12 protein-coding genes are annotated in these 12,254 nt (G+C 33.7%); 2 read left to right on the forward strand and 10 right to left on the reverse strand.

Features of this window, described 5'->3' with window-relative positions; genetic code table 11:
• Positions 1–202: 202 nt before the first annotated feature.
• Genes coaD through RCH18_RS08645 form a run of 5 tightly spaced genes read right to left on the reverse strand, consistent with a single transcriptional unit; the run spans position 203 to position 2,969 of the window.
• On the reverse strand, positions 203–658 hold the full coding sequence (coaD, locus tag RCH18_RS08625; protein WP_326936350.1) for a pantetheine-phosphate adenylyltransferase: 456 nt from the start codon (positions 656–658) through the stop codon (positions 203–205).
• A 30-nt stretch (positions 659–688) separates the two neighbouring features.
• Positions 689–1,381 carry a DUF421 domain-containing protein gene (locus RCH18_RS08630; RefSeq protein ID WP_326936351.1) on the reverse strand — a complete coding sequence of 231 codons (693 nt, stop codon included), beginning with the start codon at positions 1,379–1,381 and terminating at the stop codon, positions 689–691.
• A gap of 9 nt (positions 1,382–1,390) precedes the next feature.
• Positions 1,391–1,735, reverse strand: coding sequence for a DUF5615 family PIN-like protein (locus RCH18_RS08635; RefSeq protein WP_326936352.1), 345 nt, complete (start codon positions 1,733–1,735; stop codon positions 1,391–1,393).
• Complete coding sequence (locus tag RCH18_RS08640) at positions 1,732–1,956, reverse strand: DUF433 domain-containing protein (RefSeq protein ID WP_326936353.1); 225 nt, start codon at positions 1,954–1,956, stop codon at positions 1,732–1,734. Before RCH18_RS08640 ends, RCH18_RS08635 begins: the two co-directional genes overlap by 4 nt.
• A 38-nt stretch (positions 1,957–1,994) precedes the next feature.
• Positions 1,995–2,969 carry a D-alanine--D-alanine ligase gene (locus tag RCH18_RS08645; protein ID WP_326936354.1) on the reverse strand — a complete coding sequence of 325 codons (975 nt, stop codon included), beginning with the start codon at positions 2,967–2,969 and terminating at the stop codon, positions 1,995–1,997.
• Between the two features lie 217 nt (positions 2,970–3,186).
• On the opposite strand from RCH18_RS08645, the gene RCH18_RS08650 reads away from it, so the two are divergent.
• Together RCH18_RS08650 and RCH18_RS08655 are read left to right on the forward strand one after the other, a co-directional pair.
• A complete protein-coding gene (locus RCH18_RS08650; RefSeq protein WP_326936355.1) occupies positions 3,187–3,810 on the forward strand; it encodes a PASTA domain-containing protein in 624 nt (207 codons plus the stop codon).
• Positions 3,800–4,840: an RluA family pseudouridine synthase gene (locus RCH18_RS08655; protein ID WP_326936356.1), complete on the forward strand. Its 1,041-nt coding sequence runs from the start codon at positions 3,800–3,802 to the stop codon at positions 4,838–4,840. Before RCH18_RS08650 ends, RCH18_RS08655 begins: the two co-directional genes overlap by 11 nt.
• Before the next feature lie 868 nt (positions 4,841–5,708).
• Here RCH18_RS08655 and cysK read toward each other — a convergent pair.
• From cysK to truA, 5 genes are all read right to left on the reverse strand, one after another.
• Positions 5,709–6,623, reverse strand: a complete 915-nt coding sequence (cysK, locus tag RCH18_RS08660) for a cysteine synthase A (protein ID WP_326936357.1) — start codon at positions 6,621–6,623, stop codon at positions 5,709–5,711.
• Between the two features lie 5 nt (positions 6,624–6,628).
• On the reverse strand, positions 6,629–7,465 hold the full coding sequence (locus RCH18_RS08665; protein WP_326936358.1) for a serine O-acetyltransferase: 837 nt from the start codon (positions 7,463–7,465) through the stop codon (positions 6,629–6,631).
• A gap of 346 nt (positions 7,466–7,811) precedes the next feature.
• Positions 7,812–9,200 carry a dihydrolipoyl dehydrogenase gene (gene lpdA, locus RCH18_RS08670; protein WP_326936359.1) on the reverse strand — a complete coding sequence of 463 codons (1,389 nt, stop codon included), beginning with the start codon at positions 9,198–9,200 and terminating at the stop codon, positions 7,812–7,814.
• A 248-nt stretch (positions 9,201–9,448) separates the two neighbouring features.
• On the reverse strand, positions 9,449–11,203 hold the full coding sequence (locus RCH18_RS08675; protein ID WP_326936360.1) for an ABC transporter ATP-binding protein: 1,755 nt from the start codon (positions 11,201–11,203) through the stop codon (positions 9,449–9,451).
• A 69-nt stretch (positions 11,204–11,272) separates the two neighbouring features.
• Complete coding sequence (gene truA / locus RCH18_RS08680; protein WP_326936361.1) at positions 11,273–12,007, reverse strand: tRNA pseudouridine(38-40) synthase TruA; 735 nt, start codon at positions 12,005–12,007, stop codon at positions 11,273–11,275.
• Positions 12,008–12,254: the final 247 nt, after the last annotated feature.

The following is a 12,254-nucleotide window of genomic DNA, read 5'->3' on the forward strand; positions in this document are numbered from 1 at the left end:
CTTCCATCGCATAGAATTAAAAGAAAAAGTGAATACAAATTTAAGTGAAACTAAAATCCGCTATTACCTATTTGCTAGGTTTAAGCGCATTGTACTGAGCAATTTAATCGAAACGCCGCCTGCGTGACATAAAAAAGTGTAACTAAATTTGAAATAATGCAAGTCTTTCAACTGATTTACAATTTTAATGCGCGATTCGAAATCATTTTACTCGCACGGCATCAGGAACCAACATTTCATATTGTCCTCCATTTCTTAAAACGTCTCTCACAATGCTTGAACTGATGTAAGATGTTTTTGCAGCGGTTAATAAAAACACAGTTTCAATTTTAGATAAACGCCTATTAGTGTGGGCGATCGCTTTTTCAAATTCAAAATCAGCGGGATTGCGAAGACCACGGAGAATAAAGTCAGCTTTTATTTTATGACACAAATCGATCGTTAATCCTTCATAAGTAAGTACAGAAATTTTAGGTTCGTCTTTGAATGTTTCTTCAATAAAACGCTTGCGGTCTTCCAAGGAAAACATATATTTTTTCTCGGCATTAATGCCTATAGCAATTACAATCTCATCAAATAATGAAATGGCTCTTTTTATAATATCCTCATGACCTAAAGTTATTGGATCAAAAGATCCTGGAAATATGGCTTTTCTCATATTGTGGTTTATTAAGTGCTAAATAATTAATTATGCTTTTCGAATGGTTTTCAACGCTTTTACCCATTCCGATTTGTGACAGACTTTACATGTGGCCAATCCTGCATTTTGATTTTCTGTATTTCCGCAGAATGTACATGAGTATAATCCTTTTTCAGCAATGACTTTACTTTTTTCTTTAAACAGAGAAGGGAGGATTGGTAAACCTGGTTTTACGTTCTCATCTTCATAATAAAAAATACTGATTTCGCCACTAGTTTCGATAAATGCATTTTTAACTTGTCCTAAATGTTCTATAGATTTTATGCGAAGTTCTGAGAAAAATTCATCTTGCGCAAGACTTTCTTTTTTAAAAGTGGTAATTGAAAACTTTCCTTCATTAATTAAACATTCTGTTTTACCCTCGATAAACTCTTCGAATTTTTTACTTTTCCCCGTCAACCAAGTCACTAATCGATAAAGAATAATAATAACAAGAAATACAGTGATTGCTGGTATCATTCCAACATCTTCATAAAACATAGGATCTCCAGCGGCTGATCCTAAAGCGATAATAATTACGGTTTCAAATACAGACAGCTGTTTAACTCCGCGTTTGCCTGCTACTTTTAAGGTTAAAAGTAAAACAATAAACATAACCGTAGATCGGAAAATGACTTCTAGTAGAAATGATTCTGGTAAGCCATTAAATAATAATCTATTCCACTCAAATATTTCTTTCATAACAGGAATTTAGTTGTTTATTTCAAGACATGCTATTTTATAATAGGCTTCTAAAGTTGTAAAATCTTTAGTTATTGAAGCCTTTGTGATTAAAAGAGTAGAAAGAACATAGATAAATGTATAACCAAAACGCAACCAAATAATATTTACAGGGTGTCCTTGTAAACTTAATAAATCAAAGAAATCTGAATCGAAAGTTACAATAGTAAACTGATTTTCTTTAGCAAATTTCCAAATTTCCAAATCTGAATAATTTTCAATGCCCAGTTGTCTCACTTGTTTGGCTTCTGGAAAATGAACTTTAATTTTAGATAAGATTCTGAATAAAATATTTTGATCAAATAGTAACTTCATGATGCGACTTGAATTTTATATTCTCGGTCAGCCGCGTAAGAAAGACAAGCTTTGATTTGATTTTCATTAAGTTCTGGAAAGTCTTCAATAATTAATTCTATGGGCATTCCATTTGAAAACCAATATAACACATCAAAAACAGTAATCCTCGTGCCAATAATCGTTGGTTTGCCGAAACGAAGCTGTGGATTAATTGTGATATAATTTTGATAATCGATCATAAGAAGTTTGTTAATTTCAAAGTTAGCTAAATTATCTCTTATTTGTTTAAAGCCAATTCAATAGCATTCGTGAACAAATCTTCTAGCGAAATACCGGCAGCTTTTGCTTGTTGTGGAATCAAACTCTCAGTCGTTAGTCCAGGAATGGTGTTCATTTCCAGCATGAATGGCTCGCCATCGACGATTATAAATTCGCTACGTGAAAACCCCTTCATTTTTAAAACTTCGTAAGCTCGTTTGGCTATTTCGCTTACTTTCTGAGTCATATCTCCCGAAATTCTTGCTGGCGTGATCTCTTGTGATTTGCCGAGGTATTTAGCCTCATAATCAAAGAAATCGTTATCAGAAACGATTTCTGTTATAGGTAATACTGTTATTATTCCTTTGTAATTGATGACTCCAACAGAAACTTCGGTGCCGTCAAGGAAACTCTCTATAATTATTTCATTGTCTTCTTTATACGCGATTTCGATAGCGGTGGGCAATTCAGCAGCGGTTTTTACCTTAGAGATTCCAAAACTTGATCCTGCTTTATTTGGTTTTACAAAACAAGGTAAACCTACTTTGGCTACAATTTCATCAGTTTTGATTTTATCCCCTTTGTTTAAGTAGTAGGAAGTCGCTGTTTTTATTCCATAAGGTTTTAAAACCGAAAGTAAATCCCGTTTGTTGAATGTTAGTGCGGCTTGGTAATAGTCGCAAGAAGTTTGTGCGATATTTAGAAGTTCAAAATAAGCTTGCATCAGTCCATCTTCGCCTGGTGTGCCATGAATGGCGTTAAAAACACAATCGAAAGTAATTTTATTTCCAGAAACGGTTACTGAAAAATCATTTTTATCGATTGGAAATTCATTGTTATTGTCATCGACATAAACCCATTTCTCTTTGAAAATATGAATCTGGAAACTGTTGTATTTTGTTTTATCTAAAAATTGGTAAACCACGTTTCCGCTGATCAATGAGATTTTGTATTCGCTGGAATATCCGCCCATGATGATGGCAATGTTCTTCATTATTAAAATGATAAATGTTATGAAAATAAGTCGTTTTTAGCCCCGATAGCAGTGAAAATCCTTTTTATCAGCCTTTTGGATGATAAAAAGATTGCAACGAATAGCGGGAAACAGCTCCTCAAGACAGTAGCCTCATGTTGAGCAGCTGCATTAAACAAAATTATCATTTTTTTTGAAACGAAATAGCTTTATCTTTGCCGCATCTAAAAATAAATTTATGAGTTTACGTAAGTATCTTACCAGTCGCGTATTTGGAGTGCAAGTTTTAATTGCAGTTGCTATTGTAGCAGCTTTGGCTTATTTATTTATGCATTGGTTGACTTTTACCACCGATCACGGACACGAAATTTCAGTGCCTGATTTGCGAAAACTGACGGAAGAGCAAGTGCAAACTAAATTAGATGAACTGGACTTAGATTATGAACTTTTAGATAGTGTGGATTATAGAAGTGATTTCCTACAATTTAGCGTTGTGGAACAAGATCCTTCGCCGGGAACTAAGGTGAAAGTGGGAAGAAAGATTTATATAAAAGTAAATACTTCAGGTTTTTCATCTGTTCGAATTCCTAATTTGATTGAAAAAACCTATCGTGAAGCGGTTCCAACACTGCGAGCGTTAGGATTAGAGGAAGGAACAGTAACTTATGTGCCAAATCTAGGTAAAGATATGGTACTGGAAATGCGTTTTAAAGGAAGAAACTTAAAAGTAGGTGATAGAGTGTTGAAATCATCTAAAATCGATTTGGTTTTAGGCGACGGAAAAATGAGTTATCAAGAAGAAGAAAACGCTGCGGATACCCTGTCAGTGCCAATTGAAGAAATACCAGTTAATGAACAATAATATAGATACTGTAGATTTAGAAGACGAGTTATACGAACATTTTAGGTTTGAAGTTCCTAAAGGCCAAGCGGCTTTACGGATTGATAAATATTTGATGGGATTGATCCAAAATGCGACTCGTAATAAAATTCAAACTGCTGCAACCGAAGGAAATATTTTCGTGAATGATGCGACAGTAAAATCAAATTACAAGGTGAAAGCCCATGATGTGGTTAGGGTTATGCTGACACATCCTCCTTACGAAAATCATATTATTCCAGAGAATATTCCGCTAAATATTGTTTACGAAGACGACACTTTATTGCTGATCAACAAACTGCCTGGAATGGTGGTTCATCCAGGTCACGGGAATTATACGGGAACTCTAGTGCATGCTTTGGCTTATCATTTTGATAACTTGCCTATGAACAGTAGCGAGCGTCCTGGATTAGTACATCGTATTGATAAAGATACTTCTGGTTTATTGGTTATTGCCAAAACAGAAGCCGCTATGTCACATCTCGCAAAACAGTTTGAAGCAAAAACTTCTGAAAGGGAATATGTCGCTTTAGTTTGGGGAAATGTAGCGCAGAATAAAGGAACGATTGAAGGCAACTTAGCGCGTCACTTGAAAGACCGGATGCAAATGGCCGTATTTGCTGATCCAGAAATAGGAAAGCCAGCCATTACACATTATAAAGTTTTAGAACGTTTTGGGTATGTGACTTTGATTTCGTGCCAACTAGAAACGGGAAGAACACACCAAATCAGGGCGCATTTAAAACACATAGGTCATCCTCTTTTTAATGACGAGCGATACGGCGGTCATTTAATTCTGAAAGGAACTACGTTTACTAAATACAAACAGTTTATTGATAACTGTTTTAAAATTATACCAAGACAAGCCTTGCATGCTAAAACGCTTGGGTTTATTCATCCTACAACAGGTGAAATGATGCGTTTTGATACAGAATTACCGCAAGATTTACAAGATTGCATTGAGAAATGGAGAGGATATTCAAAGTCTCATGAGACTGATGAAGAAGAGTAACATAATTTAAAAGCTCCGTAGGGAGCTTTTTTTATGTGGTTTTTTATACTCTATTAAATTTTAATTTTCACTTTGAAACGTTTTAAAGTGAAAACTAAAATTTAATAGCCATTAAAGTTATAAGGCGAAATTGATTATTTAGTCTGACAAGCTTTCGAAAGAAAGGGTTTTATTTATTTCGCTTCATTTTATTTGGATTTTGACGCGTGTCAAATAAATCAGCTATTTTAATCAATTTTAGTTTTTGATTAATAGTATATATTATTTTGTAGTTATTGTAGATTATGTATAAGTATAGCTCTTCTCTACCAAGAACAAATCTTCAATTTGATACAGATCAGTATTGGCTAAAAGTCTTTCTGGGACTTTCAAGATATGCCTTAAAGAATGTTTTTGCCAACTTTTAAGCTTACGTTTGCAGTATAATATTGATAAATATCATCAAGTTGACTTTCTGCAAAATCAAACCAAATAACTTCAAAGCTCATTAATTATAATTTTTTTAAAAGCTCAGAGGTATTTTTATAATTTCCGTTTTTAAAATCAGTTTCTGATTTATCTATTCTGTCATTAAATTCTGCGATTGACATCCTTTCCACAGATTGGTGTTCATCAATTTCAATAGCTGATTTCCTTATCAATAAATTTTCAAACTGAAAGATTACTTCTTAACTTTAAAGTTTAAGAAAAGCTTGTATAAATTCTATTTTTCGAGAGTGAATTTCCATTTTTATATTTTTTAATCCAATTCACAAATTGTATTGATAAGATTTTAGTTTTTTAAAATTAATATTTTATCAAAAATAAATAAAAAACCTCCATAAATTTTCAATCGTAAGAAGGACTTATGAAGGCTTATTTTATTTAGTTACACAAACAATCCTTCAACACTCAAATAATGCTCGCCAGTATCATAACAAAAAGTCAGTACGGTTGCATTTTCAGGAATTTCAGCTAGTTTTTTAGCTACGGCTGCAAGTGATGCTCCCGAGGATATTCCTATAAACATTCCTTCTTCTTTGGCGGCTCTTTGAGTATATTCAAAAGCTTCATCTTTACTTACTTGAATGCTTCCGTCAAGTAAGTCAGTGTGTAAATTTGCAGGAATAAATCCAGCGCCAATTCCTTGAATAGGATGTGGACCAGCGGCACCACCGCTAATTACTGGCGAAGCTTCTGGTTCTACAGCGTAAACTTTTAGGTTTGGATAATGTTGTTTTAGAATTTCAGCACAACCCGTTATATGTCCTCCAGTACCTACGCCAGTAATCATATAATCCAATCCGTCAGGAAATGCTTTGATAATTTCCTGAGCGGTTGTTGTTTTATGAATTTCTATATTTGCTGGATTGTCAAATTGTAGTGGTGACCATGCACTAGCCGTTTCATTTACAAGTTCGCCTGCTTTTTCAATGGCGCCTTTCATTCCAAGTTCACGAGGTGTTAAAACAAATTCAGCACCGTACAAACTCATTAATCGACGTCTTTCAATTGACATTGATTCAGGCATTACTAAAATTAATTTATAGCCTTTTACTGCCGCTACCATTGCTAATCCTATTCCCGTGTTGCCAGAAGTGGCTTCAATAATAGTACTTCCTTCTTTGAGTAATCCTTTTTCTTCGGCATCTTCAATCATAGCAAGAGCGATTCTATCTTTGATGCTAGCACCAGGATTTGCGCGTTCTAGTTTGATATAAACATTTTGGTTTGGACCATAAAGACGATTGATTTTTACGTGTGGCGTGTTGCCTATCGTTTCGAGTATGTTATTGTATTTCATAATATTTATATTGAGAAAAAATTAATATCTTTTATTTCTTGTTGGTTTAAAACTGTATTCTTATTGGATTGCATTACAAAAGAGTATGGATTGACACTTTTAGTTATAAACGTATTTCCGCCTATTATACTGTGATTTCCTATGATAGTGCTTCCCCCTAAAATTGTCGCATTAGCATAGATAATTACGTTATCTTCAACAGTAGGATGACGTTTTTTTTCCTGCATGCTTTTTTCAACTTGAAGCGCTCCTAAAGTTACCCCTTGATAAATACTCACATGTTTACCTATAGTTGTCGTCTCACCAATAACAATTCCGGTACCGTGATCGATAATAAAAGGAACGCCTATGGTGGCATTAGGATGAATGTCAATTCCGGTTCTACTATGTGCATACTCGGTTAAAATTCGTGGTAATAAGCACTCTGTACGAGAAGCAATGGCATTTGCAATACGATAAACTTCAATCGCAAAAAAACCGGGGTACGAATTTATAATTTCTTCAATGCAATCAGCAGCAGGATCCGTGTCAAGGATCGCTTGTGCATCCTGTTGCATAAAAGCGTATAATTCAGGCAGCGCTTCATACAATGCATCAGCAAGTTCCCGACTCTTATCAACCACTTTTCCTTTATTTATTTCTGTCAGAATGGTAATGAAATTTATTTTGTTTTGATCTAAAAGCAATTCAATTTGGATACTTTCCAATGTTTTTTCAGGAAATAAAATCCTAAATAGATCATCAATCCAATTAATTATTTTTGAAGAATCAATAGCTCTAACCCAATTCTGGTTTTGATTATTATGCAATGTTTTGGAAAATTCGTAGTTCTTAGTGTTCATTTATAAAATGGTAAATTGATATTTATTGAGTAAAAAACCTCGGATTACAAATATAGACTACAATTGAATAGATTTTTTAGTACGATTTGTAAATAAATGTTAATGTATTAAAAGCAAAGACCATTTTCTAAACATAACTACAACTGAAATTACAATTTTTATAATTATAAAAGAACTACAACACTATAATCTACTTTGTTTAAAAGACATAAAAAAAGATCCGATTAGAATATCTAATCGGATCTTTACTATAATATTAAACTTAGCACCTCGTACTTCTAACCTCAGACCTCTAAAATCGTACCTCGAACTTCGCACCCCGTACTTCTAGCCTCTAACCTCGTACTTACAAATGAATTACTTCGCCATAAGCATCAGCAACCGCTTCCATAACGGCTTCACTCATTGTAGGGTGCGGGTGAATTGTTTTTAGGATTTCGTGACCTGTTGTTTCTAGTTTTCGCGCAACAATTGCTTCAGCAATCATATCTGTAACTCCAGCACCAATCATGTGACATCCTAACCATTCTCCGTATTTTGCATCAAATATCACTTTGACAAAACCATCTGGCGTACCTGAAGCTTTTGCTTTTCCTGAAGCGGAAAATGGAAATTTACCAATTTTCAATTCATATCCTTTTTCTTTTGCTTGTTTTTCAGTCATACCCACCGAAGCAATTTCAGGAGTTGCATACGTACAACCTGGAACATTTCCATAATCGATAGGTTCTACATGAAGTCCAGCAATTTTTTCTACACAATTGATTCCTTCAGCAGAAGCAACGTGTGCTAATGCTTGACCTGGCGTAACATCACCAATAGCGTAATATCCTGGAATATTAGTTTGATTGTAATTGTTTACAAGTATTTTATCTCTGTCAACAGCGATGCCTACTTCTTCTAATCCTATGTTTTCTATGTTAGTTTTTATACCTACAGCCGAAAGCAAGATATCTGCTTCTAGTTCTACTTCTCCTTTTGCTGTTTTAACAAATGCTTTTACACCTGCTCCAGAGGTATCAATTCGTTCTACTGATGAATTAGTCATGATTTTTACACCTGCTTTTTTCATTGAACGTTCCATTTGTTTCGAAATGTCTTCGTCCTCAACAGGAACAATTAACGGCATAAATTCAACAATAGTAACATCAGTTCCCATTGCATTATAAAAATGAGCAAATTCTACACCTATAGCTCCAGAACCAACAATAATCATTGATTTAGGTTGCGTAGGTAAAGTCATTGCTTGTCTATACCCAATTACTTTAATACCATCTTGAGGCAAGTTTGGTAACTCACGTGATCGAGCACCGGTAGCAATAATGATATGATCAGCTGTATATTCAGTAACTTTATTGTCAGCGTCAGTAACGTCAATTTTTTTACCTGGTTTTAGTTTACCAAAACCCATTATAACATCGATTTTGTTCTTTTTCATTAGGAACTGAACCCCTTTACTCATGTCTCCAGCTACATTTCTAGATCGCGTGACCACTGCACTGAAATCTTTATCAAATTCCTTTACTGTCAATCCATAATCAGAAGCGTGTTTCAGATAATCAAAGACCTGTGCCGATTTTAAAAGTGCTTTTGTTGGAATACATCCCCAATTTAAACACACGCCACCAAGACTTTCTTTTTCAATAACGGCAACTTTAAATCCTAATTGCGATGCTCTGATAGCCGTTACATATCCTCCAGGACCACTTCCTAAAACTATAATATCGTATTTCATATTTTTATTTTTTTTTATAATTTGGTGAAATGAGTTTATATAAATCTCATTTAATAAGCATATTTTTAATTCTATAAATTTTCTGCGCGAATTTAATCATTTAATATGTTTTTAGAAAATTTCAAAACTTAATAAAGTTTAAAACTACTAAATTATCTGATAACGCAATAATTGAAGCAACTAGCCAGTTCTGATATTTTATAGTTCAATAAATTAATACTTCAATAATTAGTTACAATATTACTATTTTAGTTTGCCACTGAAAATTGAGACTCATATAAATCCTTATAATAACCGCTTTCTCTATTTATTAATTCTTGGTGCGTTCCTTGCTCAACGATAAGACCTTTATCCATCACTACAATTTTGTCAGCATTTACAATAGTGGCTAATCGATGCGCTATAACTATTGATGTTCGTCCTTTGGTAATTGTTTCGGTTGCCCGCTGGATTAATTCTTCAGAATAGGTGTCAATTGAGGAGGTTGCTTCGTCTAAAATTAATATACTTGGATTACTAACATACGCTCTTAGAAAAGCAATTAATTGTCGTTGACCAGAGGAAAGCATAACACCGCGTTCTTTGACATCAAAATCATAATTATCAGGCAAACTCATAATAAAATCATGAACACCTATATTTTTGGCTGCAGCCAAAACTTGTTCACGAGAAATAGCAGGATTATTTAAAGTTATGTTGTTAAAAATCGTATCAGCGAAAAGAAAAACATCTTGTAGAACCACTGCAATTTGTTTTCTTAAAGAATCTAAGGTGTAATTCTCAATATTATTTTTGTCTATATAAATAGAACCGCTGTTAATCTCGTAAAAACGATTCAGTAAGTTAATAATGGTTGACTTTCCAGCACCTGTGGAACCGACAATAGCAATAGTTTGTCCAGCATTTACTTCTAAATCAATTCCTTTTATAACCACTTCATCGGCAATATATCCAAAACGAACTTTTTTAAATTCAATAGCGCCTTTAAATACAGGTGCTTCAATAATTCCAGTGTCTTGAATTTGATCTTCAGTATCTAGGATTTCAAATACTCGATTTGCAGCAATCATTCCCAGTTGCATCTCGTTAAACTTATCCGCTATTTGACGTAAAGGATTAAATAACATGGCAATAAACATGGTGTAAGAAAATAAATCTCCAAATGTGGTAAAATTATCGCCATTAAGAATTTTTATTCCTCCGTAAAGCACAATAAAACCTAAAGTAAGCGACGAAATAATATCAGCAATAGGGAAGAAGATCGAGTTATAAAGAATTGTTTTTATCCACGCTTTTTTATGTTTATTGTTGATATCCTTGAATTTATCGTATTCAATTTTTTCGCGATTAAAGAGTTGTACTATCTTCATTCCTGTCACTCTTTCTTGAACAAAAGAGTTCATATTAGCGATTTGATTCCGAACTTCCTCAAAGGCCACTTGCATCTTGCGTTGGAAAATTCTTGTGATAAAAACTAAAATTGGCATTGCGACAATTACAATCCAAGTTAGTTTCCAATTCATATAAAACATAAAAATCAAAACGACAAGCATTTTCATCAAGTCACTGATAATCATAAATAAACCTTGACTGAATATACGAGCAATCGATTCAATATCCGAAACGGAACGGGTAACTAGTTGTCCCACGGGAACGAGATCAAAATATTTCATTCGGAAGCTTAAAATATGTTGGAATAATTTAATCCGAATGTCTTTTACAATATCTTGGCCGAGCCAGTTTGCCCAATAGACAAAATAAAATTGTGAAAATACTTCAAATAAAAGTACTACTCCCATCAGTACAACATACATTAATAAACCTTGCTGATCTTGAGTAGAGATATAACCATCTACAGTTTGTTTCAATAAGTATGGTCGTAATGCTGCAAATATAGACAGCGAAATAGCGAATATAATTACACCATTAAATCGCCATTGGTAAGGCTTTGTAAATTTTAATATTCGCTTGAATAATCTAGTATCAAATGCTTTTGCTTTCATTTTTTGTCATTGCGAGGTACGAAGCAATCTAATTTTATATTGCTAATAGACTCATTTAATTAATTCTTTTTACAAATAATCGTACTCTATTTCGGTTAAATATAAACCATGTGCTGGAACCGAAAAACCAGCTCTATCTCTGTTTTTACTTTCTATGATACTTTCAAAATCATTCAAAGTAATTTTATGTAGACCAATATTGACTAGCGTGCCAACAATCGCGCGAACCATGTTTCTCAAAAAGCGATTTGCTGAAATGATAAAAATTAATTTTTCATTATCTTGATTCCATTGTGCTTGATAAATGGTACAATCAAACGTGTTTACATCTGTATTAACTTTTGAAAAGCACTGAAAATTAATATGATTCAATAACAAATTTGCTGCTTCATTCATGAGAGCAATATCTAAAGGTTGATGAAAATGCCAACTTTGCTCCTGTAAAAAGGGGTTTTTACTCGTATTAATATGGTATTCATATGTTCTTTTTATCGCATCAAAACGAGCGTGTGCCTCGTCATTAACCAGAATTATATCTTGTACTGCGATATCCTTGGGTAAATAAGAATTTAGTTTATGCATGATAGTAGGAACATCAATTGTCCTTTCAAAATCAAAATGCGCATACATTTGTGTAGCGTGAACTCCTGTATCCGTTCGACCTGCTCCCATTAAATTAATTTCAGTGTTTAATAACGTAGAAACCGCTTTGTTCATAGTTTCTTGAACCGAAGTTGCATTAGGTTGGTATTGCCATCCATGATAATGAGTGCCGCTGTATGCTAATTTTATAAAATACCTCAAGTCAAATTTTTTGAAGCCACAAAGATACTTATTAATTTTTTGGCTAGGAAGTGGGCAAGAAGTAAAAAATGATAAGTTTTTATAAGATTTTTTATTTGAAATTGAATGTTTATTTTTACCGAAATTCCTAGCCCAGATTGTCCCGATATTTCGGGAGAAATCCTCTTTATTCGCCACAGCGAATAAAAAGATTGAAACGGAAAGCTGGAAATAGCTCCTAATCGCTTCGTCCCTCACAATGACACTA

The sequence above is a fragment of the Flavobacterium sp. PL11 genome (genome assembly GCF_035985025.1).
Taxonomy (GTDB): Bacteria; Bacteroidota; Bacteroidia; order Flavobacteriales; family Flavobacteriaceae; genus Flavobacterium.

Excerpts from the sequence above, each read along its gene's own strand:
- coaD (WP_326936350.1), bottom strand. The coding sequence starts at position 658 with ATGAGAAAAGCCATATTTCCAGGATCTTTTGATCCAATAACTTTAGGT.
- RCH18_RS08630 (WP_326936351.1), bottom strand. The coding sequence starts at position 1,381 with ATGAAAGAAATATTTGAGTGGAATAGATTATTATTTAATGGCTTACCA.
- RCH18_RS08635 (WP_326936352.1), bottom strand. The coding sequence starts at position 1,735 with ATGAAGTTACTATTTGATCAAAATATTTTATTCAGAATCTTATCTAAA.
- RCH18_RS08640 (WP_326936353.1), bottom strand. The coding sequence starts at position 1,956 with ATGATCGATTATCAAAATTATATCACAATTAATCCACAGCTTCGTTTC.
- RCH18_RS08645 (WP_326936354.1), bottom strand. The coding sequence starts at position 2,969 with ATGAAGAACATTGCCATCATCATGGGCGGATATTCCAGCGAATACAAA.
- RCH18_RS08650 (WP_326936355.1), top strand. The coding sequence starts at position 3,187 with ATGAGTTTACGTAAGTATCTTACCAGTCGCGTATTTGGAGTGCAAGTT.
- RCH18_RS08655 (WP_326936356.1), top strand. The coding sequence starts at position 3,800 with ATGAACAATAATATAGATACTGTAGATTTAGAAGACGAGTTATACGAA.
- cysK (WP_326936357.1), bottom strand. The coding sequence starts at position 6,623 with ATGAAATACAATAACATACTCGAAACGATAGGCAACACGCCACACGTA.
- RCH18_RS08665 (WP_326936358.1), bottom strand. The coding sequence starts at position 7,465 with ATGAACACTAAGAACTACGAATTTTCCAAAACATTGCATAATAATCAA.
- lpdA (WP_326936359.1), bottom strand. The coding sequence starts at position 9,200 with ATGAAATACGATATTATAGTTTTAGGAAGTGGTCCTGGAGGATATGTA.
- RCH18_RS08675 (WP_326936360.1), bottom strand. The coding sequence starts at position 11,203 with ATGAAAGCAAAAGCATTTGATACTAGATTATTCAAGCGAATATTAAAA.